A 23910-nucleotide genomic window follows, 5' to 3' on the forward strand; every position below is an offset into this window, starting at 1 on the left:
TCCCCCGGTGCGGGGTTTGGCGGCTTGCTTCGCGAAGCCGCCCTACGTTGGCGGATCCGCTGCGCGTGATCCATCTTACGGATGCGGGTAGGGTGTGCTGACGATAGGAAGCGCACCAGTTTTTGATGCGCTTCACGTTGTTCAGCACATCCTACGAAAGGCATCGCGACCGTAGGGTGGATTCGCCGCCAGGCAATTGCACAACGGCCAATTTTCCCCCGGTGCGGGGTTTGGCGGCTTGCTTTGCGAAGCCGCCCTACGCTGGCGGATCCGCTGCGCTTGATCCACCCTACCGGTACGGGGTGTGATGACGAAAGGCAAGACGGTGCTTTGCGTAGGAGCGCCGCCCTTGGCGCGAAAAGAGCCATTCGGCCCGAGGACGGGCCTCCTACGGGCAGACTTTGGCGGAGCCGCATCGCAAGTAGCCGCATGTCGCTATGCAGGTCAACGAGGTCCTGAACGATTCAACTGTGCCTAAAGTAAATTAAACGTACGGGGCGGGTTAAATAACCCGCCCCGCCCAGACAGGGAGTCCCACAATCTATCGTGAGGCGCGCACTGGCGCGCCGCGCCGGTACGTTTATAGTATTTCCGAGGCGTAGTCGGCTAGGCGCGAACGCTCGCCGCGACGCAGGGTAATATGCGCGCTGTTTTGCCAGCTTTTGAAACGGTCGACGACATAGGTCAGGCCTGACGTCGTTGCGGTAAGGTAGGGCGTGTCAATTTGCCCCAGATTGCCGATGCAGATCACCTTGCTGCCGGGCCCTGAGCGGGTGATCAGGGTTTTCATCTGCTTGGGAGTTAGGTTTTGCGCCTCATCGATGATCAGGTAACGATTCAAAAATGTCCGGCCGCGCATAAAATTCAGTGAACGGATTTTAACCCGGTTCATCAGGATATTATGACTGGCGCCTTGTTCCCATTCGTTGTTGCCGGAACGGCTGCCCAGCAGCTCCAAATTATCCATTAATGCGCCCATCCAGGGCGCCATTTTTTCTTCCTCGCTGCCTGGCAAAAAGCCGATGTCTTCACCCACCGGCACGGTTTGCCGGGTCATGACGATTTCCTGATAGAGTTTATGTTCCATGGTCATGGTTAGGCCGGCGGCCAGCGCCAGCAATGTCTTACCGGTGCCAGCGGTTCCCAATAGGGTGACGAAATCAATATCGGGGTCGAGTAGCACATTGAGGGCGAAATTCTGTTCGCGATTCTTGGCGCTGATTCCCCAGATATTGTTATGTTTGCTGCGATAGTCGCGAAGCAACTCCAACGTCGCTGTTTCGCCATCGCAGGTCCTGACGATGGCTTCAAAGTTGGATTCATTTTCCATGTACAAGTACTGGTTCGGATACCAGTCGGCCACCAGGGGGCCATTGAGCTTATAGAAGGTGCGGCCATTGTTTAGCCAGGATTCCATTTTCGAGCCGTGTACTTCCCAGAAGTCATCGCTCAAGCCCTGGGCGCCGCTATAGAGCAGATCGATATCCTCCAGCGTTTGATCACTGTGATAGTCTTCGGCGTTCAGTTCCAGCGCTGCGGCTTTGATGCGCATATTGATGTCTTTTGACACCAAGATAATATTGGTGCTGGGATGTTCTTTAGTCAACGCCAGCACGACCGATAAAATCGAATTGTCGGCGATATGGCCCGGCATGCTCGCAGGCAGTGAGTCATTTAGCTGGCGGGTCTGGAAGTAGAGGCGGCCGTCAAACGACGATTCGGTATTCGGGCCATGTTCGATACGGGACAAAGGCAAGCCATCGGTTATCGATTGGCGATCGGCGCCATGGATCAGTTCATCGAGAAAGCGGCTGACCTGACGCACGTTTCTGGAGACATCGGAGAGGCCGCGCTTGGTGCGATCCAGCTCTTCCAGAACAACCATCGGAATGAAAATATTATGTTCCTGGAAATGAAAAATTGAAGTGGGATCATGCATCAACACATTGGTATCAAGAACAAACAGTTTTTTATTGTCCGATGACTCTAAATTCATATGTCGATTTCCCTCTCTGTCAGGACAGTTCGTTGAGTTTTTGCAAAATTTCTTCGATATGCGTCTTTACTTTTACTTTGCGCCATTCATGAACCAGTACGCCTTGTTCGTCGATCAGAAAGGTGCTGCGTTCTATGCCTCTGACTTGCTTGCCATACATGTTTTTCATCTTGATGACATCGAATAATTGGCACAGTTGTTCTTCCTTGTCCGAGAGCAAATCGAAAGGAAATTCTTGTTTGCATTTGAAGCCTTCGTGAACCTTGACGCTGTCTCTGGAGACGCCTAGGATGACGGTATTCAAGTCATTGAATTTTTCGATGTTATCGCGAAAATCACGGCCTTCCTGGGTGCAGCCCGGGGTGTTGTCCTTGGGATAAAAATATAGGACCACTTTTTTGCCACGATAGTCGGAAAGTTTGAAGGTTTTATCGCCGGTCGCGGGGGCTTCAAAATCGGGTACGGTTTCGTTAATGTTGATCATCGTCATGGTTTGTTAGCGTTTAATGGGTTCCAAAATAGCGTCCAGATTGAGATTGTCGCAAAAATCGAGGAATTCTTCTCGTAACGAGAGTAAACGGATCTCCGGGGGAATGGTGAGGATGAAGCGAGTTGAAAAAATTGGGCTTTGGCAATAGGGAGCCAGGTAGCGGCTGGCGGAAATTTCTTCGATACCGATGTCGCGGTTCATTAAAAATGCAGTGATATCCTGGATCACGTCATTGCGGTATAAGGACAAGGTTTCTAGGGAATAGGGAATGCCATCGCTAGCGGATTTAGTGGTCTCCGGTCTCATCGATTGGAATTGAATGCCGAGGCGGTCCTGTAAACCGTCTAAAATATTTTCCAGTTTGGCAATATGATTCCAATTGCCTTCAATGAGCAGATAAGCGGCAGAGGTGGTGGCCAATTGAGAGGTTCTTAGTTCTACGACATTACATTTACAATTGCTGATTGCCGATAAAACTTCGGCCAAATAAAGGGTCGTTTTTGTGCCTAACGCGGTAATTGCCAGTTGCATAAAAGATAACCTGTTTTTCGTTTTCAGTTTAGCATCAAAATTGCATTAAAAGATAACAATTATTATGGGAGGTGAGATTAAACCGACACTTCGTTCGATTTACCAGAAATTTCATTCTCTTGCCCGCCATGAGGGGGGCGACGCTTAATAATGATAAATCGACACCTCCAATGCTTGCGTTAGTACGCTACAACTTTCTAGGATGCGGACTATACTGAGCGCTTAATTGAGTATAATGTTTGTCGATACCGGCAAACTTAAACGGCGACGCCGCAGAGAATGAAAATGGCTGACTCTTCCGAAAATAACAAAACTGAAACAAACAAGCTAGTCGATGACTTCGATTCAATGTTGGATGAATCTGAAAAATCGACGGATCGCTCCGATGAATTGATCGATGATGAAGACGCAATCGATCGTCTGTTAATGGATAATGCCTTTGATAGCCCGATCGATGAAGAAGAGGACGAATTTGCCGAAATCGATGAGCTGATCGGTGACGGCGCCAACGAGAGCCCACCCTCTCAGTTCGATGACGGGGAAGAGGAAGTGGATGAGTTTGCCGATGATGAGCCGTTTGTGGAACTGGATGGCGGAAAGGAACAAACGCCGGAAGATGCTGGCATCGATGAATTCGCCGAGCAGCAATTCGATGATGAACTAGCAGCGCAGGTAGAGGACGCGGATGAATTTGCTCAACAGGATGAGCCGTCCGATCAGACGGAAAATACCGAGGTTGAGCAGGACTTCATGCTGTCCGATTTTGATATTTCGGCGGATGAGGCGGAGGTTGAAGAGGACTGGGCGGATCAGGAAGAGCAGGGCGGCGTTGATGCCGCCGACTCTGAGACAAAACAAGCGCCGCTTAACGAAAAAGCCGAGAGCGACGCCGCCATCGCCGCCATCCATACGCAACTGGCTGCGTTACAAAGCGCTCAGGAAATGTTCAGGCAACAATTGGCAGCGATCGAGCATAAAGAGGGCAAGGCGGTTGCCCTGACTGAAGAAATGGACGAGCTCAGTGGTGGACAGAAAAAAATGTCGCGCAAGGTTGCGGCGTTGGAGCAGCAAAAGCCGGTATTTGCCTATGCCGCATTAGCCGTCGCCATCCTTGCGTTGCTGCTGGGGGGGGGCTTGGGTATCGTCGGCTTCTCCGCCAATTCCAGGACCGCCGATTTGTCACAGGCCTTGATCAGCCTGGAAGAACAAGTCGATGCCTGGATTGCGAGGGATAATAACAGCGATCAGTTGAATTCGGTGAGTGTTCGTTTGGATCGTATGGATAGCGAGGTCGCCCGTTATTCTGCGCAAATAACCGAGCTGAACAAGCAGATGCAGGCGTTGCAAGGCAGTTCTGGCGGTGAATCTCTAGACAATCAATTAACTCAGTTGGCCGAACGCAATATGCAAACTGGGGCGGTGCTTGAGGCGCTGCAACAAAAAGTCGACGAGCTGGAAAGCAAAAACATCGCGGCGGTGAAAAAAACGCCTAAAAAAGCCCCAGTCGTCAAACAAAACTGGGTCGTTAACCTGGTTTCGTTCAAACAGCAGTGGTATGCCAAACGCAAGGCGGCGGAATTCGAAAAACAAGGCGTTCCGGTTGAAGTGATGAACGTTGAGGTTAAAGGAGAAGACTGGTTTCGCTTGCGGGTGACAGGTTTTCAGAGCAAATATAAGGCCGCCGCTTATGCCGCGAAGGTTAAAAAAACGCTGAATTTAAGTTCCGTTTGGGTCACTAAAGACGGTTAACCCGGATATTTCATGAAGCCGGCCGTTGTCTTTGAATGACTGTCGGTTAACAACCCATGCATGAGGATTAATAGGACGCCCATTATCCGGCCGGATGGCCGATTTTGGTTCTGTCCGCCAAGGAAATGTAGAAAATGCAGGAGCAATTATCCCGAACCGAGGTTATGTTTAGGAAGTGTCTCGAGGAGCGCCGTTCACCCAGCAGCTAAATTATCCTGGAATGTAAGATGTAGCCCAAAAGCCATGAAATTTAGCTCAGGGCTGCCTCATTGCGTACACGGCCAATTTTTCCCCGGAGGCGGTTTTTGGCGGCTTGCTTCGCGAAGCCGCCCTACGGTGCGGGTGTGCTGACGATAGGAAGCGCACCGGTTTTTGATGCGCTTCACGCTGTTCAGCACATTCGAAGGCAAGACGGTGCTTTGCGTAGGAGCGCCGCCCTCGGCGCGAAAAGCAAGTAGCCCACATGTCGCTTGCGAAATACAGATTAACGAGGTCCTGAACGATTCAACCGTCACTAGAGTAAGTTAAACGTTTGGGGCGGGTTAAATAATCCGCCCCGCCCAAGGAAGCGTCTGTCGAGGAGCACCGTTCACCCAGCAGTTAAATTATCCTGGAATGTAAGATGTAGCCCAAAAGCCATGGAATTTAGCTGCTGGGGGCTTGACGGCAGCATCCTTCTGTCGACATCCTCGCCAAACACACCCTAAGCCCTCTTTGTGATCCAAACTGGAATTTGCAAAGTCTCTCAAATCAAAGCCTGCTCATGGCAGTGGCGATGTTTGTCCAAGCTGCTTCGTCCGCCTTCCCAAGGGGAGGGCGTCAAATTTTCAGGTCTCGGCGGTTATTAAAATAGAGATCTTCGTCACAAACACAAACTGGTAAAAATTTAATTTCTGTCTATCCTTGTGGTAATACCGCTAGAGACTTGGCAATGCCTACTTATCATTCCATATTAATTCATCACCATACGAAAGCTGATCGGCCGACCCAATATGAGTTCCTGCGCACCAATCGCGTCATTTATCATCCCTGCGAGCTGAGTGAAGATAAGGAGATAGAAAACCTGGTTTATCGGGTCGTGCAAAAACCCAAGAATCTATTGCTACACATGCAAAGAATTTTTGCTTGTTATCGACAACGAAGATCGGAACAGCTCTATGCGGCTTTGGCCGACTTGCTTACCCTGTTGTCGGGTGGCGGGAAGAATCTGGCATATAGAGTGATCAAAGGAACGGCGAGGGGGATGGATCGCGAACAATTGGCGAACTTGCAGCGCTATTTTCAAGGCGGTCATCGCTTGCCCGGCAATGGATTTAGCATCCTGACAGAGGGACAGGTGGGCGACCCGCAGATCATTGAAAAAACCGCCGCCGTAACGATAGAGCATGATTATTTGGCATTGGCTCATGACTACATTGAATACAGTCAACTCGATGAAGCGATGGATGTGCTCGAACAAGGAGTCAACGAGGCGCCTTTTAGGGAAGATTTACAGGAGCAATTACTGGAGTTGTATCGACTCACCGATAATCAGGCTCGTTTCAAGTCGATGTATGCATCGGTATCGCAAAGTAGACATGATATGATCCCCGCTTGGAATTCATTGGAACACTATTTTAACGGGCGGAAATAATGAAAGCTAAGGATAAGAAGCCGTTGCAAGTGGCGCTTTATGGCATGGATGGCCGCAGTTACAAAACCATGGTGATGTATCTGCAGGGACCCTGTAACGGGGCTGCCGTTGTCGTCGAAGACATCGACGCGGAGATCGATATTATCGATGCCGATTATCCCACCGCAAGAGAAATCTTAGAACAACGCAAGCAATCTAGCCCAGATCGGCCGATTATCGCGATGTCATTGGAGAACCTGCAGCTGGAAAACAGCATTTTTCTGAAAAAGCCAATCAAGCGGGAGAGTCTGCTGACCGCGTTAGAGCAAGCTAAGACACTGGCTCGAAAGCAAAGCGAAAAAACCTTATTTGTTAAGCCGTCGATGAATGGGATGCAATCCGACAACAAGGATCGCAGTGGCGCTGTGGCGCAAGCAACGGTTGAGAGCTCGCGACAATCCTCTAAGAAAACGATTAACGAAGAAGAGCGGAAGAAAACCGCCAAGCATCAAACGGCCAAACAATATAATGAAGGCGGCTTTTCCACCTTCATCGGCGTTCTTCCGGACATCGATTTCAACAATCAAGAGCAGGTGCGCAAGGCTGTTTATAATCCGCTTAATTTTTATCAAGGCTATGTCAAGTCCGCTTTCAAAGTCGCTAAGGCCAAAGCCAGGGTCGTGCAGTTAAATTCCGGTTGGAAACCGCTACTGATTTTTCCACAAAGTCATGAAGTATGGTTGGATGCCGATGATATGCAGTTAAGAGCCTTCGCCGGCATCACCATCAACAATAGCTCAGGCTCGGGGATGTCATTGTCGCCTATCAATTTAAAAGAGGCCCAAAACGGAGGGGCGTTGGATAAATTTCTCAGCATGGATGCGTTCATCTGGAAATTAACGCTATGGACTTCTAAGGGGCGTTATCCCTCCAATCTCGATATCGATAAGCCGGTTTTTTTGAAGAGATGGCCTAATATGACCCGTCTGGTCAATACGCCGCATGCGTTGCGTATCGCCGCTCTGTTGATCAGGGAACCGAGACCGCTGATGAATATTGCCGAAGTGCTTAATATTAAGCCGCAGTATGTGTTTGTCTTTGTCAGCGCATGTCATGCGCTTGATCTGTTGGGGCAGGCAGAACGCAAGGCCGATCAAATGGTGGCGCCCGAAAACATCAAAGCGACGCAATCCAGCGGTTTGTTCAACAAGATATTAAGTAAATTAAGAGCCGCGAAATCAGCCGAATAAAACTATATGAGTCAATACAAAATTATTTTCACCGGACCGGTAGGAGCAGGTAAAACCACGGCAATTAACTCTATCAGCGATGTTCCGCCGGTTAAAACAGATGCGGTAGCCAGTGACATGACCAAGAGCCGGAAATCGGCCACGACGGTCGCGATGGATTATGGCGTGATGAATCTCGACGGCGGCGAAAAAATACATCTTTATGGAACGCCGGGTCAGGAACGCTTCGATTTTATGTGGGATATCCTGACTACCGGCGGGATAGGCTTGGTTTTATTGCTGGACAATAGCAGGCTCGACCCATTTCAGGATATGAAGTTTTTTCTTGATTCCTTCGACAGTTTCATCGGTCAAACCAGTGTCGCGATTGGCGTCACCCAGATGGATTTAAACAATAAACCGACGATCGATGACTACCATATCCAACTGCAGGGTTATCGTATCAAGCCAGCTGTTTTTTCAGTCGATGCCCGGGAAAAAAATGATGTGTCATTGTTGGTGCAGGCCTTACTGTATTCAATTGATCCAGGCATAGAGAGTGAATGATAAATGAGCGCATATAAGCTGGTTGAAGGTCTGTTCCTGTTGCCGACGCCGTCCGGGGCTTATTACGCAATCGCCTCGAATGAGGAAGAAAGGGCGAGAAAATTTTTGCGTAAGTTGCTGCAAAGCGCCAAGACGCCGGAGCTGAGCATCGAACAATTACTGCGCTTGAGCGATGTCGATGATGAGGAGAAGGCGCTGGAATTGCTGCATCATTGTCAGAAACTGGGCTGGGTTCAAGGCGTCGATGAGGCGTTGTCTCCTCCGGCAGGGGTGTTGGAAGAAACATTGCCGGATTTACTGAAACACGTTTCTGAATCGGGCAAAGTGCTGCTGGCGGACGATCAGGGCTTTTATCTGGCCAGTGAGGGTTTCGCCCATGAAACCGCCGAAGAGTTATCGGCTTTGAGCGCCGAAATTGCGACGGTGCATAATCGGCGCTCTGGCTTGATACGAAATAATCTGGGCATGGCCAGTCATGCCTGGGCGATCGTCGATGCCTATGGGCACAGTCAAATAGGTTTTTGGCCGGTTTTTATTGGCGCTAACCGTTTCGTGATAGCGATTGCAGGGATACCGCATTTCAACCGCGCGGAATTTGTCAATTTGATCTGGGCGTTGAGTATTCGATATTCTGGCGGCATGGCATGACAACAGTGGCTGCAAGATTGATGCTTATACAAAACTGTATCAGGAAAACATAACTCGATATTAATTCTAATCGATCGATTTTTAAAGTTTATTTTAAAAGCAAGGCCGCCTGTCCGGGTTAGGTATTTAAGCGTAGTCTTTCTAAAAACGTAACGACTCACCCCCATTCGGGTGGATAAGCGGAGCGCATCCACCGGGTCGGCATCTTTGGTGGATGCGCCCTTCAGGCTTATCCACCCTACATGCCCTGCCGCGTTCGATAAGTGGAGCGAGCAGTTACCTAAAAACTAAATATAACTATTCAGTATAAAAAATGCTTTTTCTATCAGTTACTTGCTTTAGAAGACGTCGTTCAGCCAGCATCTAAATTATTCTGGCATGTAAAATGAAGTGAAAAAGCTATGGAATTTAGGTGCTGGGGGCTTGACGGCGGACTCCCTGCCGCCGAAATCCTCGCCAAACACACCCCAAGCCCTGTTTGTTATCCAAATAGGGTGGAAATGCAGATTTTGCCATAATGCCAAGGATGGCGTGTAGTAGAGCAATGCAGGAGCAATTGCCGATAACGCCATGGATGGCGTGTAGTAGAGCAATGCAGGAGCAATTGCCGATAACGCCATGGAGGGCGTGTAGTAGAGCAATGCAGGAGCAATTGCCGATAACGCCATGGAGGGCGTGTAGTAGAGCAATGCAGGAGCAATTGCCGAGGAACATAAATCTGCCTTGTCGCATAGACTGCTTTCGCAAGTGGCTGATAGTCGCGGCAATATTTTTTTAACACCAAGCTGAATCGTTACAACTAAATAAACACGTAATTATTCAGCGTAGTTTTACTAAGAGGGAGTAGGTTATTGATTTATCGGGCTGTCTGCAACAGGACGTTGCCAGCAATTCCCAGTTTGAGTATTTTTGCGGGGTTTAGGGCATGGGGTGTGTCTGTCGAGGAGCGCCGTAAACCCATCCATGGGGGCTTGACGGCAGCATCCTTGCTGCCGACATCCTCGCCAAACACACCCCATGCCCTTTTTGAACGCCAAAGGGAATTGCTGGGACGTTGCAGTCAGAGCTTACGCCGCACAGGGAAGTGCAAGTGCCGCGTGAAGCAGGATGCTGTTAGCTGCCGTGGAAGTATTCACGCGTCCCGAGAAATCAATGACCTACTGCCTAAAACCCGAAAGATACTGAATAGTTACATAAACACAAATAATGATGATGAGATTGTTAAGAGGAAACAGATTATGAGAGCAGATATGCTGACCTCAGTTTTGACTGAACTGAACGGAACATCGGCGGATATCGAAGCGTCGGGGGTAATTTCCACTGATGGTTTGATGATGGCCTCGGTATTGCCGGCGGGGCTGGATGAAGACCGGGTCGGTGCGATGAGCGCCGCAATGCTTTCGCTGGGTGATAGAACCGCCCAAGAATTGCAGCGCGGCGGTTTGGAGCAGGTATTGATCAAAGGCGACAGCGGCTATGTTTTGATGACGTATGCCGGCGAAGAAGCGGTGTTGACGGTGATGGCCAAGCCGAATGCTAAATTGGGGCTTATTTTCCTGGACGTTAAGAGGGCGGCCGAAAGCATCGCTGAATTATTGTAGGACAAGGATGAAATTTAACGGAGCACAGCATGATTAGTGATATGAAGGCCGAAGATATCATGGGGGAATACAAGGAAACCACCTTGAATTTATATCATTCAATATCCAGAAAAGTGTTATATACGGAGATTGAAACGCCTTATCCGGACGGTAAGTTGATTGTTTCCACAACCACGCCGGAGGGCGTCATTACCCATGTCAATCAGTCTTTTATTGAAATGTCGGGTTATACCGAGGAAGAATTGATTGGCGCGCCTCACTCGATATTGAGGCATCCCGACATGCCGCCCGCGGCGTTTAAGGATTTATGGGATACCGTCAAACGGGGAGAGAAATGGCAAGGATTCGTCAAAAATCTACGCAAAGATGGGGGCTATTATTGGGTCAAGGCGACGGTGATTCCCAATGTTCGTCATGGCCGGGTTGTCGGCTATACTTCGGTGCGCCGGAAGCCTTCTCGAACCAAGGTGGAAGAATGCATTAAACTTTATCCGACCCTGTTTTAATTTGCGGAGATCACGAATGACGTTTATGTTTACGGTCAGCCCCGATTTTACCCCGGATCATTTGTCTGGCTGGTATATTTTCAACACCTGGTTGCAGAAACAGACCGGCGAAGGGATTCATCTGGAAATGTATAATGACTTTCAAAACCAGAGACAGGCGATTGAGGACGATAAGGTGGATCTGATCTATGCCAATCCCTTCGATGCCGCGATGTTGGTTAGGGAAAAAGGTTTTCAGCCGCTGGTGAAGGCGGAAGGTGTCGCCGATGAAGCGATCATCGCCGTCAACGCCGATAATGCGGTCGAGGATGTCGCCCATTTGTCGCCGGGCGTTAAGGTGGCTTATACCGAGGATCCCGATGTACAGATGATGGGCATGATTATGCTCGAACCGGGGGATCTCGATGGCAATAATATCAAACCGCAGCTCTGCGATAGCTATGTGTTGGTTGCAAAGCATCTGTTGAGGGGGGATGCCGACGTCGGGATTTTTCTGGCCGAAGCCTACGATGACTTGTCGTCGGTCATCAAAAAACAACTGCGCGTTTTAGTGCGTAGCCAGATCAGCGTTATTCATCATGCCTTGATGATCGGACCGAAATTGCAGCATAGGCGCGCCGATATCGAAGCGGCGCTGTTGGCCATGGGCCAAGACGAAAAGACTCGGGGCGTGTTGAACAGTCTAGGGTTCTCCGCCTGGAACAAGGTGGACGATGAAGAAATGGAGTTTATGATCGATTTAATGGATACGCTCGTTATTTAATGGAAAAGTTGGTGGTGGCGATTTCATCGAGGGCCTTGTTCGACCTCGATGAGTCGCACAATATATTTCAGCAACAGGGCAAAGAGGCTTTTTGCCGTTATCAAATCGAACACGAAAACGAAATATTGAAGCCGGGTTTCGGTTTCAATCTGGTCAAGAAATTCCTCAACCTTAATCTATTGTTCCCAGGCGAACCGTTGGTGGAAATTATCCTGCTGTCACAGAACAGCGCCGACACCGGTTTGCGCATTTTTAATTCAATTGAGCATTACGAGCTCGATATCAGCAGGGCAGCCTTTACCAGCGGCGACTCGCCGTACCGATATATGCCTGCCTTTGGCGCCCATTTGTTTTTGTCGGCCAATGGCGAGGATGTCGAAAAGGCGTTGGCCAGTGGCTATGCGGCGGCGACCATCGTTTGCGGCTCCGAAAACGTTCGCTCCGAGCAATTGCGCATCGCCTTCGATGGCGATGCGGTTCTTTTTTCCGATGAATCGGAGCGAGTTTATCAACAACAGGGGCTGGATGCATTTGCCGAGAAAGAACGTCAAGACGCCCGAAAACCCCTGGTCGGCGGGCCGTTCAAGAGCTTTCTAGCGGCTCTACACCGTATTCAAGCGCAATGCCAGCAAACACCGGCGCCGATTAGAACGGCTTTAGTGACCGCGCGTTCCGCGCCGGCCCATGAGCGGGTGGTGCGCACGTTAAGGGCCTGGGATATCCGCATCGATGAGGCGATGTTTTTGGGTGGGCGCGCCAAGGGGCCTTTTTTGCGGGCCTTTGGCGCCGATATTTTTTTCGATGACCAGCAAGGGCATTGCCAATCCGCGCAGCAACACAAGATTAGTGCCGCGCATGTGCCTCATGGCGTGGCGAGTCAAAAGCGACCTTGAAGCGGACAAATAGAGGGCTGTAATCCAGCAATGCTTCGAGTCGGACGGTTTTGCCGGTCAGCACCAGCGTTGAACCATTGCGATATTTGCCATAGTTCAAGATCGCCTCTGGATGGTCGGTTTTTTCGTTGACGAGGATAATCGCGGTATTCTGTCGACGTTCGCTCAAGCCGCTGTGTGCCGATAATTCACCCTGTATCTTTTCAATCAAGAGCGTCGTCGCTTGCGTGTTTTCGATCTTTTTTGCTTGCCTTATCACGCCGGGAATCAGGGCATTTTTATGATCGCTCAGGATGACCAGGTCACCGACCGAGCAGTCGCTTTGCTTGCTCTCTGCAAGCAGATAGTTTTTGTTTTTGTTTAGCAAGAGCTTAACCGTCTGGCCCGTTTTCGGGGCATTCGGATGCGATGCGATTTTCTGTTGCGGGGTAGAAAAATTGCTCAGGAAACTTTTTTCATGTTCCAGCGGTTCCAGCGCCATGCTCGAGTTGTGCGTCTCGACGATTTGCGCGCTAAGCCTGTTGATACGGTTTAACTTTTCCTGTTGAGTCAAAAAATCGTAAACTGGCTTGAACCCCGACAACATAGTGAATTGAACAGGCGCCGCCGGGATGCTGTCGCCAATCAGTTTCTTATAGCCCGACAAATGCTGGTGCAAGCGTTGGAGTTCGCTGGTGCCGATCGCCGACTCGAATGAATCCGGTCGTAGATGGTGGAGTAGCTCCGTTGTGTCCAAGCTGATTTCATGATTCTGTAAAGCTTCACTGGGACGTTGCATGGGACCGGGGATGCCGTTGCTATAGTTCCAACAGAAATGACCGTGTGGCTGCTGAACAGGATCGAAATTCAGTAACGAGGCATATTGGTTGGCGAAATCGAACAAAGCCTGATTATCGGACGCCGATAAGCGGTGAAAGGCGATGAGGGTAAATAATAAATTGCGCTTTATGGCCTGCTCGATGGATGACTGGTGTTTGAATTCGGCAATTCTAGTGTTGATGTTTTGTTGAAGTCCATTGTTATTTTTGGCGAAAATGAAGAGTTCGCCGCTTTTGTGCCAGAGGGTCTCGGACGGGAGTTCATGAAACAGACTGCTGAGACGCAAGTACTGGCCGATCAGTTGTAAGGCGAAGTAACTCGCTTGTAGTTTCTGCGTTAGCGGCAGTTGCTCGGCTTCCTGTCCGGCATGCAAGACGAGACTTAGATTTCTCAATAACTGTAGGCTCAGCCTGGCGATTTTCGCCGATCTGTTGTCTGTTTGCGGCCCCGGTTGCAACGCCGCAGTCAGGGCATGGGCTGAATGCAGTGTCGCCGGCGTCAGCTTTAATAGCAGAGGGAACAGGGTGTTGATGTCATCGTCCAGTTTTCTGAGCTGAGCGATGGCTTGGTTCAGTTGACTGCCGGCATTGATGGTGCTTAAACGGCTGAGCGTTTCCAGCCAGCGGGTCAGCGAATCGTCATTTAAGTCAAAAGGAAGTGTATGCGTATCTGACATTAAAGGTTAACGGGGTGATGAAAAAGATGATTCAAGTTTAGTTTATTTATCAGTGTTTTCTGAGAGAAGTTTGGCTTTTTGACAATTATCTTCAAGAAGCTGTAAATACTCCCTGTAAGTTTGGGTGTAGTTTCCCTTGGCTGCATAGATGCCTACCGTCAACGGATGATGCTCGTATATCGGAACAAGAATCTTTTTTAAACCGTTCTATTTGGAAATGGGAGCATTGTGTTGGCGGCACGGATTAAAACTCAGTCCAGATAATATCCAGCTTAAACTGCAAAAACAAGAACAGTGGCATCAGAAAACAAAAGTGGCGTAACAGAATATCGGAGTGCAAAAGCTTCAGCTTTTGCCTAAAAAACTGAAGCTTTTTTACTCCGTACAAAAAAGAGAGCAATGTCGGTTAAAAAATATCTGCACAATCCCGCTCATTTGTTTATGGACGATGCGGTTTACTTTATTACCGGTGCAACCTATCAAAAACAACGGTTTATAATTGCTGATGGTGCAAAAAAATTGCTGTTAGAGTGCATGCGTAAAGCATTTTCAGACTATGGCTGGGAACTGCATCATTGGGTGATTTTGGATAACCATTATCATCTACTGGGCAGAAGCGATAAAGGAAATGATCTGCCTCAATTGATTAAAAAAATACATGCGCAATCCGGTTTTCATATCAAGCGAATAGCAGATATATCGGGTAAGGTGTGGTGGAATTATTGGGATTATTGCCTGCGTGATGAAAATGACTATTTTCGACACTTGAACTATTTATTTTATAACCCGATTAAGCACGGTTATGTGACCGACTTGAATGACTACCCATATTCCAGCTTTCCGGACATTATGCAACAACAGGGGCGTGCATTTTTACGGAATCAGTTTAAACATTATGCTGACTATAAAACGCTATCGCTAGATGATGAATTTTAGATTGTTGCAAAAGCTGAAGCATTTGCACTCCAGGTATAGAAACAACGTATAGGAGTAAAATAATTAGTTTTTTAAGCACAAGCTGAAGCATTTTGCATTTCAGGCATAAAAAAGAACTATTTGGAGTTAAAAAGCTTCAGCTTTTTTAACAACTAGGCTTGTATTGAGTATTGGGACTATTTCAAAGCAAAGCGACCTTTCGTAATTTAAGTCGCTACTGTGATTCTGCATGAAAAACATTTTTCGAGTTGGCAGCCGACAGCTATTACAGCAAGGTGAAATTCATTGATGCGGACTGTGAAGAGGCGTTTGATTTGGTAGGGAGGCTACGGAACGATATCAGGACTGAGAAAGCGTGTTTTGACTATCACAAAACACTTGAGGCCATTTCCGAGTAAAAGTAGCCTGTCCCCTTTTCCCGAGTAAAAGTAGCCTGTCCCCTTTTCCAAGAACTATAAACGCCATCGCTTAAGAAATCATTATCTTGTTCGGCGCCCCGGCCACTTCTTTGACTAATTTAGGCGTTAGGTAACCGGGTAGATGTTTTTTAATCTGGTTCATCAATAACAGCGCTTGCTCTTGACTGACGGCAAAGTGTCCGGTGCCGCTGGCCTTGTCGAGCATGTGCAGGTAATACGGCAATACGCCTATCGAAAATAACTTTTCATTGAGTTCGCATAGGGCGCTCACGGTATCGTTAACGCCCTTCAATAAAACGCTTTGATTCAATAAAGTGACGCCCTGGTTCTTCAGTTGGCCGCATGCCCCTTTTACGGCGTCGCTTAATTCATTGCCATGGTTGGCGTGCAGCACGATAACCACCGGTTTCGCGCATAGGCGAAGACAATCGAGGAGGGCGGGGGTGACGCGCGCCGGCAATACAATTGGCAAACGACTGTGTATGCGGATGCGTTCGAGATGAGGGATTTGTTCCAGTTGCCGAATCAAGGCAATCAGTTTGTCGTCGCTTAGCAACATCGGGTCGCCGCCGCTGAGTATTATCTCGCTGATATCGGGATGAGTTTTTAAATAGGCGATCGCCCTGGCTTGTCTTTGTGGCGTTAATTGCACATCCGAGTAAGGGAAGTTGCGGCGGAAACAATAACGACAATTGATCGCGCACGCGCCCGTCATGATGAATAACGCCCGTCCCTGATACTTATGCAGGACGCCCGCTTCCGCTAGCGCGTCCAGGTCGCCTACCGGGTCGGCGCTAAAACCGGGTAAATCGGATAGCTCTTGCTGCAATGGCAGTACTTGACGCAGCAGCGGATCGGCCGGGTTTCCTGCTTCGATACAGTCGACGAAGCTGCGCGGCGCCTTCAGTGGAAAGGCTTTATGGTCCGCTAATACCGGTAGGTCTTCGATAGCGATGTTTAAATGACGACATAAATCGTTTAGGTCGGTAAAGGCCTCGGCAAGCTGTTGCTGCCAGCTAGTGTTGTTAAGTTCCACTCGATTCTATAGTTACTAAATTGCGGTTTAAGGAATTCAATGGCGATAGGAGGGCGTTAATTGTTACGGCAATTCCCAGTTGAACGTTTTAGCGGTGTTTAGGGCATGGGGAGTGTCTATCGAGGAACGCCGTTCACCCAGCACCTAAATTATGCTGGAATGTAAAATATAGTCCAGTAGCCATGGAAATTTAGGTGCTGGGTAAACCCATCCCTGGGGGCTTGACGGCAGCATCCTTGCTGCCGACATCCTCGCCAAACACACCCCAAGCCCTCTTTGTTATCTAAATTGGGAATTGCTACCGACACCCTCGCCAGACATACCCCGCACCCTGTTCGATGCTAAAATTGAAAATTGCAGTTCCTGTTGAGTCAATTTCCTATCAAAAAACATATCCATTATAATGCCTCGCACTATTGTTTGTTCAGACGAGGAAAAAATGGCTACCTATAGCACCAACGAATTTAAGGCCGGTTTGAAAATTATGCTGGATGCGGACCCTTGTTCGATTATTGAAAATGAATTTGTAAAACCAGGCAAGGGACAAGCCTTTAACCGGGTGAAGATCAGAAACCTTAAAACCGGACGTGTGATTGAACGCACCTTCAAATCGGGAGAATCGGTTGAAGGCGCCGATGTGGTCGAAGTCGAAATGCAATATCTGTATAACGATGGAGAGTTTTGGCATTTCATGGAGCCAAACACGTTTGAACAATATCAGGCCGATGCCAGCGCCGTGGCCGATGCGGTCAAATGGTTGAAGGAACAGGATATTTGTACGATGACGTTGTGGAATGATGCGCCTTTGATTGTGACGCCGCCAAACTTTGTTGAATTGGCGATCACCGAAACCGATCCCGGCTTGAAAGGCGATACTTCCGGCGGTGGGGGTAAGCCGGCCACGTTGGAAACCGGCGCCGTTGTCCGCGTACCGTTATTTGTCCAAATCGGCGAATTGATTAAAGTGGATACGCGCACCGGCGAATATGTCTCCCGCGTCAAAGAATAGTGTCGGAGGCATGGCGTCCGAGCTGTCAGGTGGAGCAGTTGCGCGCGAGGGCGCAATTGCTGGCGGCGGTTCGGGCCTTTTTTCAATCCAGAAAGGTGCTGGAGGTGGAAACGCCGCTGTTGTGCCAGGCCACCGGAACCGATCCGCAACTGGACTTTTTCTGCACTGATGGACAAAGGTCGGTTCAGCGGTCCTCGCTGTATCTGCAAACTTCGCCGGAATTCGCTATGAAGCGTCTGTTGGCGGCCGGCAGCGGTTCCATTTACCAGATTTGCAAGGCTTTCAGGAATGGCGAAAGCGGCCGTTTTCACAATCCTGAATTTACCATTCTGGAATGGTATAGGGTCGATTACTGTTTGCATGAGTTGATGCATGAAGTCGCCGAATTAATCACGACGTTGCTGGAACCTCATCGAGTCTTAGGACCGACGCGGATCATCGCTTATCAGCAATTGTTTATCGACGAAACGGGGCTGGATCCGTTGGTTTTTAGCGTCGAGCAATACCGTGATTATGCGCGAAGACAGGGTTTTGGAGAGGCCATAGACATTTGTGAGGATAATCATTCGATGTGGTTGGATTTTATTTTCAGTCATAAAATTCAACCGAGCATGGGTGAAGAGTCGTTGTGTTTAGTGCATGGCTATCCGGCCATACAGTCTTCGCTGGCGCGCATCAGTGCAAGCGACGCGAGGGTTGCCGAGCGTTTCGAAGTCTTTGTTCGAGGAATCGAGTTGGGTAACGGTTTTTTTGAATTGGCGGACGCCGCCGAGCAGGAAGAACGCTTCGATCAAGAGATTGCCGAGCGGCGATCGCGGCGCTTGCCGGCGGTCGAAAAAGACCGTCGTTTTTTGGCGGCGCTGCAGTCTGGTCTGCCTGATTGCAGCGGTGTGGCGATTGGCCTGGACCGGCTGCTGATGATCCTGACCGGCGCCGCCTGCATTGATGATATACTGGCGTTTCCTATCGCCAGGGCTTGATTCGGCCGCAGGCGCAAGGCAGCCATTCCCATCAGTTTGGCGTTCAAAAAGGGCATTGGGTGTGTTTGGCGAGGATGTCGGCAGCAAGGATGCTGCCGTCAAGCCCCCATGGATGGGTTTACCCAGCACCTAAATTTCCATGGCTACTGGACTATATTTTACATTCCAGCATAATTTAGGTGCTGGGTGAACGGCGCTCCTCGACAGACACACCCCATGCCCTAAACACAGCAAAAATGCTCAAACTGGGAATTGCTGGGCGCAAGGTGTTGGCGTCAAGGCTTCTGTGGGCATGCTATAATCGATGCTATTTTGTCGGTGACGGCTATTGGCGTAGCGCATGGCGCTGATCGGTTTGTCTGCGTTCATTGCGGGAAGGCTGATTCATTTGGCGCGAGGAGATCTTGCGTGCGAACATCGATGAGTGCGAATAACTTGACCATAGTCATTCTATTTTTTAACTGGTAACCCCGTGAGCAAGAAACGTTTTTTTCATATTCTGATGCTGGCTGCTTTGGCCTCGCCAACGGTTAAAGGGGCGGACAGTTTTGTCGTCGAAGACATACAAGTCAGGGGCTTGCAAAGAATTTCGGCGGGGACCGTTTTTAACTATTTGCCGGTGAATATCGGGGAAAAATTCACCGTGCAAAAAGCCGGTCCATCGATCAGGGCGCTTTTCAAGACCGGATTTTTCAAGGACATCACGTTGGAGCGGGAAGGGGGAACGCTGATCGTGAATGTAGTGGAAAGACCCTCGATCGCCAAGATTATTTTTGAAGGCAATAAGGATCTGAGCACCGAGGATTTGCAAAAAGCGCTGAATTCGATCGGTCTGGCCGAGGGCAAGGTGTTCAACCGTTTGGTGTTGGAAAAAGTTGAGCAGGAATTAAGACGACAATATTTTAGTCATGGCAAATACGGTCTAAAAATCAAAACCGATGTCTCACGTTTGACCCGTAACCGGGTCGGCATTCATATTAAGATTTCAGAAGGCCGCGTCGCCAAGATTAAACAGATCAATGTCGTTGGCAACAAGGTATTCGATAAAGACGAGTTGTTGAAGCAATTCGAACTGAGCACAACGAATTTGTTGTCCTTCTATACCAAGGATGATCAGTATTCCAAACAGAAGTTGTCCGCGGATCTAGAGCGTTTACGCTCTTACTATCTGGATCGCGGTTATATCAATTTCGCCATCGATTCGACCCAGGTCGCCATCACGCCGGATAAAAAAGAGATTTATATTACCGTCAATGTCAAGGAAGGAGAGTTGTACACGCTGGAGAAGGTCAAACTGACCGGCAACCTGATCGTGCCGCCGGAGGAGTTGATAGGCCTGGTGCAAGTCGGGCCGGGGGAGATTTTTTCTCGTAAAAATGCAACCCAAACCTCAAAGGCGATTTCCGATCGATTGGGCGATGAGGGCTATGCTTTCGCCAACGTCAACATGGTGCCGGAGATCGATGAGGAGCAGAAAACGGTGGCGATGACCTTCTTCGTCGATCCCGGGAAGCGCGTCTATGTGCGTCGGATTAATATGCGCGGCAACACCAAGACCCGGGATGAAGTGCTGCGCCGGGAACTTAGACAGATGGAGTCGAGCTGGGCGTCGACGGCCAAGATCGAGCGCTCGAAGACGCGACTGGAGCGCTTGGGTTATTTCGAGTCGGTGAATGTCGAGACGCCGCCTGTCGTTGGCACCGCCGATCAGATCGACGTTAACTACAGCGTCGTCGAGAAGGCGTCCGGCAATCTGATGGCCGGCGTCGGTTTCTCGCAAACTCAGGGCATCGTGTTTAACGCCAACATCTCCCAGGATAATGTATTCGGTTCCGGTAAAAGAGTGAATCTGGCCTTCAACAACAGCGATATCACCACCCAGTATCGCTTCGGCTATTTCGATCCGTATTTTACCTTGGACGGCGTCAGCATGGGGTATGACATCGGCTACAGCGCCCGGGACGCGAACCAGGCCAATATTTCCAATTATTCGACCGACGTCATCAACAGCGGTTTTAATTTTGGCATCCCGTTGAACGAATTTGACCGTCTGCGCTTCAATATCGATCTCAAGCACACTAAGCTGAATACCTCGTCGTTTACATCAACCGAAATCACCAATTTCGTCGAAGACCAAGGCGATAAGTTTCTCACACTGGCGACTTCGATCGGCTGGACCCACGACACCCTGAACCGGGCGATTTTCCCCAGCGCCGGGGGGCAGCAGCGCTTGTCGGCGTTGGCGACGATTCCGGGCAGCGATCTGGAGTATTACAAGGTCTCCTATAAGCAGCAGCAATATTTTCCATTGGCCAAGGACTTGACCTTTAGGTTGTTGGGGGAGGTCGCTTACGGGGATGGCTATGGCGATACCGACGGCTTGCCGTTTTTCGAGCACTATTTCGCCGGCGGCGTGCGTTCGGTCAGGGGCTTCAATGACAACACGATAGGACCGCGTGATTCAAACAATCGGCCTTTCGGCGGTTCCAGTAAGATTATCGGCAAAGCCGAGTTGTTCTTCCCGGTGCCTTTCATCGAAGACGCGAAGTCGATACGTCTAGGGTCGTTCTTTGATGCCGGCACCGTCAGCGACGGCTTCGAAGTCAGCAATCTGCGTTATTCGGTCGGTCTGTCGGGTGAGTGGTTGTCGCCTTTCGGGGCCTTGGCGGTAAGCGTCGCCTTGCCGCTGAACGCCGATGAAAATGACGATGAACAGATGTTCCAATTTTCCTTCGGCTCAGGATTTTAGTTTAGTTTGACCGAGTTTTACCCTATAATCGACAACCTATTAGTCAATTGAGTTGTTCGGTGTTGTTGACGCTTGGACCTCGGTTCCCTGCAGCGAAAGCGCTGAAGATATTCCACCAGGATTTCTCGGCGCTCGGCCAAAGGGAACAGCGGATCTTCCTTGGCCGTTCTTGTACGGCAGGGATGACCGGCGAAAAGCGAACTTTTCACGAGGCGGTCCAACTCTCCAATCTGCGACCCCTAACGGCAATAGGCCTAGGGACAGATTACCCACAAATAAACCTAAGCGGAGATGGTTTTAACGATGAAAAATAAAATTGCTTTGTTTTTGGCGCTGATGTTTACAGCTAATTTAAGTTACGCTGAATTAAAAATCGGTTTTGTTAATGTAGCCAGAGTGTTGGAAAAAGCGCCGCAAGCAGCCAAGGCAAAACAGCGATTGGAAAAGGAATTTTCACCCCGTGATAAGCATTTGGTCGCGCAACAAAAAGAAATCAAGGCGCTGGAAGAAAAGCTGGCTCGCGATGCCTCGGTGATGGGGGAGTCCGAACGTCGTAAGCTGGAAAGGGATATTATCGGCAAGAAAAGGGACGCCAAACGCTCTCAACAGGAGTTCAGCGAGGATTTCAATATGCGCAGAAATGAGGAGCTGGGGAAATTACAACGGCGCATCATCGAAGCGATCAGAGCATTGGCCAAAGAGGAAAATTACGATTTGCTGTTAACCGATGGCGTTATCTATGCCGGCGAGCAAATTGACGTGACCAGTCAAGTACAGGAAAAACTAACCAATCTGTCGGACTGATTGTTTTAATGAATTAAGATTATCGACTGCTGGCGGGGCGGAAAGATCACCCTGTTCTGGGCTTGGTCGAGAGTCATTTGAGAGATTTGAGGGAATATAGGAATTATGGCCGGACAGTTGGATATATTAGAAATCCAGGAATTTTTACCGCATAGGTATCCGTTTCTTTTGGTTGATAAGGTCGTCGAGTGCGAGCCGGGGGTGCGCCTGCTAGCGGTGAAAAATGTCACCTATAACGAGCCCTTTTTTCAAGGGCATTTCCCCCATGTGCCTATTTTCCCGGGCGTCTTGATCATGGAGGCGTTGGCCCAGGCAACGGGCCTGTTGGCGTCGCAAACGGACGAAAGCCTGGGTAAGGGCATGACTTATTATCTGGCCGGTATCGATAAGGCCCGTTTTAAAAGGCCGGTCGGCCCGGGCGATCAGTTAATGCTGGAAGTGATCTATGTCAGGAATAAGCGCAACATCTGGACATTTGATTGTCGCGCCGAAGTGGAAGGCGAGCTGGCGGCCAGCGCTCAAATTATGTGTGCAGCAGCGGTAGAATAGTGATAGATCCAAAAGCAGTCGTCGATATCAATGCCGATATCGCCGATGATGTAAAAATCGGCCCTTTCTCGGTGATCGGACCGGATGTCAGAATCGACTCGGGCACGGTCATCGGTCCGCATGTCGTCATTAAAGGTCCTACCGCGATCGGTAAGGACAATCAGATTTATCAATTCGCCTCGATCGGCGAGGATCCGCAGGATAAAAAATACGCCGATGAAATTACCCGCCTGGAAATTGGCGACAGGAATACGATCCGAGAATTCTGCACGATGCACAGAGGAACACAGCAAGATCAGGGCTTGACCTTGATAGGCAGCGATAACCTGTTCATGGCTTATACTCACGTCGCTCATGATTGCGTCATCGGCGACCATGTCATCATGGCTAACGGCGCCTCGATCGCCGGTCATGTTCACATGGGCGATCATGCGATCTTGGGGGGCTTCACTCTGGTGCATCAATTTACCCAGATCGGCGAATACAGTTTTTCCGCGATGGGCAGCGCCGTGACCCAGGATATTCCGCCATTCGTCATGGTCGGCGGACGTCCGACCCGGCCGCATGGCATCAATTCGGTCGGCATGGAGCGGGACGGCATCTCCGCGGAAGTGATACGGCAGATACGTAAGGCCTATAAAATTCTCTATAAGAACAATCTGCGTCTTGAGGATGCGATCGAAGAAATCGAAGATCTGGCCGGCGAGAGCAATGAGCTTTCCAATATGGTCAGCTTTCTGCGTAATGTCACCCGCGGCATTTTGCGTTAATTGATCCGTGTTAGCCGGTATCGATGAGGTGGGGCGGGGGTGTATCGTCGGTCCTGTGGTTGCGGCGGTCGTGGTGTTGAATCCCGATAAGCCGATTGCCGGTTTGACCGATTCGAAGAAACTGACAGCCAGAAAGCGACAGCAATTGGCCGCAGAAATAAAGCGGTCGGCGCTGGATTGGGCGATAGGCAGGGCGGAAGCCAGTGAAATCGATCGTCTGAATATCTTGCAGGCTTCGCTGCTGGCGATGAAGCGCGCCTTTGCCCAACTGTCCACAACGGTCGAAAAAACCTTGGTCGATGGCAAATTTTACCCGGATATCGCCTGTCCGGGCGAGACCGTGGTGCAAGGCGACTTGAGCGTCGCCGAGATTTCCGCGGCTTCGATACTGGCTAAGGTCGCCCGCGACGATGAAATGTCCGTGCTCGACCGGCTCTATCCGGGCTATCAGTTTGCCGCCCACAAAGGTTATCCGACCAAAATCCATCTGCAACAATTACAGCAATTAGGCGTCACCGAGCAGCACCGTAAATCATTCGCTCCCGTTAAAAGATTGCTGGTCGATTGAACCCTTCATC

At 49.7% G+C, this 23910-nt stretch carries 23 protein-coding genes; 17 read left to right on the forward strand and 6 right to left on the reverse strand.

The window, feature by feature from the left end; all coding sequences use genetic code 11:
- Positions 1–580: 580 nt before the first annotated feature.
- From Q9L42_RS11235 to Q9L42_RS11245, 3 genes are read right to left on the reverse strand one after another with little or no spacing between them, the layout of a single operon-like run.
- The gene (locus Q9L42_RS11235; RefSeq protein WP_305908308.1) at positions 581–1996 is read right to left on the reverse strand and encodes a PhoH family protein; all 1416 of its coding nucleotides are present in this window, start codon (positions 1994–1996) and stop codon (positions 581–583) included.
- A 19-nt stretch (positions 1997–2015) separates the two neighbouring features.
- A complete protein-coding gene (locus tag Q9L42_RS11240) occupies positions 2016–2486 on the reverse strand; it encodes a peroxiredoxin (RefSeq protein ID WP_305908307.1) in 471 nt (156 codons plus the stop codon).
- A gap of 6 nt (positions 2487–2492) precedes the next feature.
- Entirely contained in the window at positions 2493–3017 is a 525-nt protein-coding gene (locus Q9L42_RS11245) for a glycine cleavage system protein R (RefSeq protein ID WP_305908306.1), read from the reverse strand.
- A gap of 285 nt (positions 3018–3302) precedes the next feature.
- On the opposite strand from Q9L42_RS11245, the gene Q9L42_RS11250 reads away from it, so the two are divergent.
- The 5 genes from Q9L42_RS11250 to Q9L42_RS11270 all read left to right on the forward strand — a co-directional run bounded on the left by Q9L42_RS11250 (position 3303) and on the right by Q9L42_RS11270 (position 8822).
- A complete protein-coding gene (locus Q9L42_RS11250; protein WP_349431095.1) occupies positions 3303–4766 on the forward strand; it encodes an SPOR domain-containing protein in 1464 nt (487 codons plus the stop codon).
- 931 nt (positions 4767–5697) lie between these two features.
- On the forward strand, positions 5698–6399 hold the full coding sequence (locus Q9L42_RS11255; RefSeq protein ID WP_305908303.1) for a tetratricopeptide repeat protein: 702 nt from the start codon (positions 5698–5700) through the stop codon (positions 6397–6399).
- On the forward strand, positions 6399–7628 hold the full coding sequence (locus Q9L42_RS11260) for a hypothetical protein (protein ID WP_305908302.1): 1230 nt from the start codon (positions 6399–6401) through the stop codon (positions 7626–7628). Before Q9L42_RS11255 ends, Q9L42_RS11260 begins: the two co-directional genes overlap by 1 nt.
- A gap of 6 nt (positions 7629–7634) precedes the next feature.
- The gene (locus Q9L42_RS11265; RefSeq protein WP_349431096.1) at positions 7635–8174 is read left to right on the forward strand and encodes a GTP-binding protein; all 540 of its coding nucleotides are present in this window, start codon (positions 7635–7637) and stop codon (positions 8172–8174) included.
- A gap of 3 nt (positions 8175–8177) precedes the next feature.
- Positions 8178–8822 carry a hypothetical protein gene (locus Q9L42_RS11270; RefSeq protein WP_305908299.1) on the forward strand — a complete coding sequence of 215 codons (645 nt, stop codon included), beginning with the start codon at positions 8178–8180 and terminating at the stop codon, positions 8820–8822.
- 368 nt (positions 8823–9190) lie between these two features.
- Here Q9L42_RS11270 and Q9L42_RS11275 read toward each other — a convergent pair whose 3' ends face one another.
- Positions 9191–9490, reverse strand: a complete 300-nt coding sequence (locus tag Q9L42_RS11275; protein WP_305908298.1) for a hypothetical protein — start codon at positions 9488–9490, stop codon at positions 9191–9193.
- Between the two features lie 570 nt (positions 9491–10060).
- Here Q9L42_RS11275 and Q9L42_RS11280 point away from each other — a divergent pair.
- Genes Q9L42_RS11280 through Q9L42_RS11295 form a run of 4 tightly spaced genes read left to right on the forward strand, consistent with a single transcriptional unit; the run spans position 10061 to position 12585 of the window.
- Positions 10061–10423 (forward strand): roadblock/LC7 domain-containing protein, encoded by a 363-nt coding sequence (locus Q9L42_RS11280; RefSeq protein WP_305908297.1) that lies wholly within the window; start codon positions 10061–10063, stop codon positions 10421–10423.
- Positions 10424–10452: 29 nt separating this feature from the next.
- Positions 10453–10929, forward strand: coding sequence for a PAS domain-containing protein (locus tag Q9L42_RS11285; protein WP_305908296.1), 477 nt, complete (start codon positions 10453–10455; stop codon positions 10927–10929).
- A gap of 16 nt (positions 10930–10945) precedes the next feature.
- Complete coding sequence (locus Q9L42_RS11290; RefSeq protein ID WP_349431097.1) at positions 10946–11692, forward strand: phosphate/phosphite/phosphonate ABC transporter substrate-binding protein; 747 nt, start codon at positions 10946–10948, stop codon at positions 11690–11692.
- Positions 11692–12585 carry a 5'-nucleotidase gene (locus Q9L42_RS11295; protein WP_349431098.1) on the forward strand — a complete coding sequence of 298 codons (894 nt, stop codon included), beginning with the start codon at positions 11692–11694 and terminating at the stop codon, positions 12583–12585. Before Q9L42_RS11290 ends, Q9L42_RS11295 begins: the two co-directional genes overlap by 1 nt.
- Here Q9L42_RS11295 and Q9L42_RS11300 read toward each other — a convergent pair.
- Positions 12536–14080, reverse strand: coding sequence for a hypothetical protein (locus tag Q9L42_RS11300; RefSeq protein ID WP_305908294.1), 1545 nt, complete (start codon positions 14078–14080; stop codon positions 12536–12538). The genes Q9L42_RS11295 and Q9L42_RS11300 overlap by 50 nt on opposite strands.
- 399 nt (positions 14081–14479) lie before the next feature.
- Here Q9L42_RS11300 and Q9L42_RS11305 point away from each other — a divergent pair, with 399 nt between their 5' ends.
- A complete protein-coding gene (locus Q9L42_RS11305) occupies positions 14480–15016 on the forward strand; it encodes an REP-associated tyrosine transposase (RefSeq protein ID WP_305908293.1) in 537 nt (178 codons plus the stop codon).
- A gap of 468 nt (positions 15017–15484) precedes the next feature.
- On the opposite strand, the gene epmB is transcribed toward Q9L42_RS11305, so the two are convergent.
- Positions 15485–16471 carry an EF-P beta-lysylation protein EpmB gene (gene epmB, locus Q9L42_RS11310; RefSeq protein ID WP_305908292.1) on the reverse strand — a complete coding sequence of 329 codons (987 nt, stop codon included), beginning with the start codon at positions 16469–16471 and terminating at the stop codon, positions 15485–15487.
- A 439-nt stretch (positions 16472–16910) separates the two neighbouring features.
- On the opposite strand from epmB, the gene efp reads away from it, so the two are divergent.
- The 7 genes from efp to rnhB all read left to right on the forward strand — a co-directional run bounded on the left by efp (position 16911) and on the right by rnhB (position 23900).
- A complete protein-coding gene (gene efp, locus Q9L42_RS11315) occupies positions 16911–17480 on the forward strand; it encodes an elongation factor P (protein WP_305908291.1) in 570 nt (189 codons plus the stop codon).
- Positions 17480–18460 carry an EF-P lysine aminoacylase EpmA gene (gene epmA, locus Q9L42_RS11320; protein ID WP_349431099.1) on the forward strand — a complete coding sequence of 327 codons (981 nt, stop codon included), beginning with the start codon at positions 17480–17482 and terminating at the stop codon, positions 18458–18460. The genes efp and epmA overlap by 1 nt, the downstream gene beginning before the upstream one ends.
- Positions 18461–18962: 502 nt before the next feature.
- Positions 18963–21209, forward strand: coding sequence for an outer membrane protein assembly factor BamA (gene bamA, locus Q9L42_RS11325; protein ID WP_349432752.1), 2247 nt, complete (start codon positions 18963–18965; stop codon positions 21207–21209).
- A 303-nt stretch (positions 21210–21512) separates the two neighbouring features.
- Positions 21513–22013, forward strand: a complete 501-nt coding sequence (locus tag Q9L42_RS11330; protein ID WP_305908290.1) for an OmpH family outer membrane protein — start codon at positions 21513–21515, stop codon at positions 22011–22013.
- Positions 22014–22130: 117 nt separating this feature from the next.
- The gene (gene fabZ, locus Q9L42_RS11335) at positions 22131–22562 is read left to right on the forward strand and encodes a 3-hydroxyacyl-ACP dehydratase FabZ (RefSeq protein ID WP_432648901.1); all 432 of its coding nucleotides are present in this window, start codon (positions 22131–22133) and stop codon (positions 22560–22562) included.
- Positions 22562–23332, forward strand: coding sequence for an acyl-ACP--UDP-N-acetylglucosamine O-acyltransferase (gene lpxA / locus Q9L42_RS11340; RefSeq protein ID WP_349431100.1), 771 nt, complete (start codon positions 22562–22564; stop codon positions 23330–23332). Before fabZ ends, lpxA begins: the two co-directional genes overlap by 1 nt.
- A 7-nt stretch (positions 23333–23339) precedes the next feature.
- A complete protein-coding gene (gene rnhB / locus Q9L42_RS11345) occupies positions 23340–23900 on the forward strand; it encodes a ribonuclease HII (RefSeq protein ID WP_305908288.1) in 561 nt (186 codons plus the stop codon).
- The last annotated feature ends 10 nt before the right edge of the window (positions 23901–23910 follow it).

The sequence above is a fragment of the Methylomarinum sp. Ch1-1 genome (genome assembly GCF_030717995.2).
GTDB lineage: Bacteria > Pseudomonadota > Gammaproteobacteria > Methylococcales > Methylomonadaceae > Methylomarinum > Methylomarinum roseum.

Coding starts and splice junctions, on each gene's coding strand:
- Q9L42_RS11235 (WP_305908308.1), bottom strand. CDS start 1,996: ATGAATTTAGAGTCATCGGACAATAAAAAACTGTTTGTTCTTGATACC.
- Q9L42_RS11240 (WP_305908307.1), bottom strand. CDS start 2,486: ATGACGATGATCAACATTAACGAAACCGTACCCGATTTTGAAGCCCCC.
- Q9L42_RS11245 (WP_305908306.1), bottom strand. CDS start 3,017: ATGCAACTGGCAATTACCGCGTTAGGCACAAAAACGACCCTTTATTTG.
- Q9L42_RS11250 (WP_349431095.1), top strand. CDS start 3,303: ATGGCTGACTCTTCCGAAAATAACAAAACTGAAACAAACAAGCTAGTC.
- Q9L42_RS11255 (WP_305908303.1), top strand. CDS start 5,698: ATGCCTACTTATCATTCCATATTAATTCATCACCATACGAAAGCTGAT.
- Q9L42_RS11260 (WP_305908302.1), top strand. CDS start 6,399: ATGAAAGCTAAGGATAAGAAGCCGTTGCAAGTGGCGCTTTATGGCATG.
- Q9L42_RS11265 (WP_349431096.1), top strand. CDS start 7,635: ATGAGTCAATACAAAATTATTTTCACCGGACCGGTAGGAGCAGGTAAA.
- Q9L42_RS11270 (WP_305908299.1), top strand. CDS start 8,178: ATGAGCGCATATAAGCTGGTTGAAGGTCTGTTCCTGTTGCCGACGCCG.
- Q9L42_RS11275 (WP_305908298.1), bottom strand. CDS start 9,490: ATGGCGTTATCGGCAATTGCTCCTGCATTGCTCTACTACACGCCCTCC.
- Q9L42_RS11280 (WP_305908297.1), top strand. CDS start 10,061: ATGAGAGCAGATATGCTGACCTCAGTTTTGACTGAACTGAACGGAACA.
- Q9L42_RS11285 (WP_305908296.1), top strand. CDS start 10,453: ATGATTAGTGATATGAAGGCCGAAGATATCATGGGGGAATACAAGGAA.
- Q9L42_RS11290 (WP_349431097.1), top strand. CDS start 10,946: ATGACGTTTATGTTTACGGTCAGCCCCGATTTTACCCCGGATCATTTG.
- Q9L42_RS11295 (WP_349431098.1), top strand. CDS start 11,692: ATGGAAAAGTTGGTGGTGGCGATTTCATCGAGGGCCTTGTTCGACCTC.
- Q9L42_RS11300 (WP_305908294.1), bottom strand. CDS start 14,080: ATGTCAGATACGCATACACTTCCTTTTGACTTAAATGACGATTCGCTG.
- Q9L42_RS11305 (WP_305908293.1), top strand. CDS start 14,480: ATGTCGGTTAAAAAATATCTGCACAATCCCGCTCATTTGTTTATGGAC.
- efp (WP_305908291.1), top strand. CDS start 16,911: ATGGCTACCTATAGCACCAACGAATTTAAGGCCGGTTTGAAAATTATG.
- bamA (WP_349432752.1), top strand. CDS start 18,963: ATGCTGGCTGCTTTGGCCTCGCCAACGGTTAAAGGGGCGGACAGTTTT.
- Q9L42_RS11330 (WP_305908290.1), top strand. CDS start 21,513: ATGAAAAATAAAATTGCTTTGTTTTTGGCGCTGATGTTTACAGCTAAT.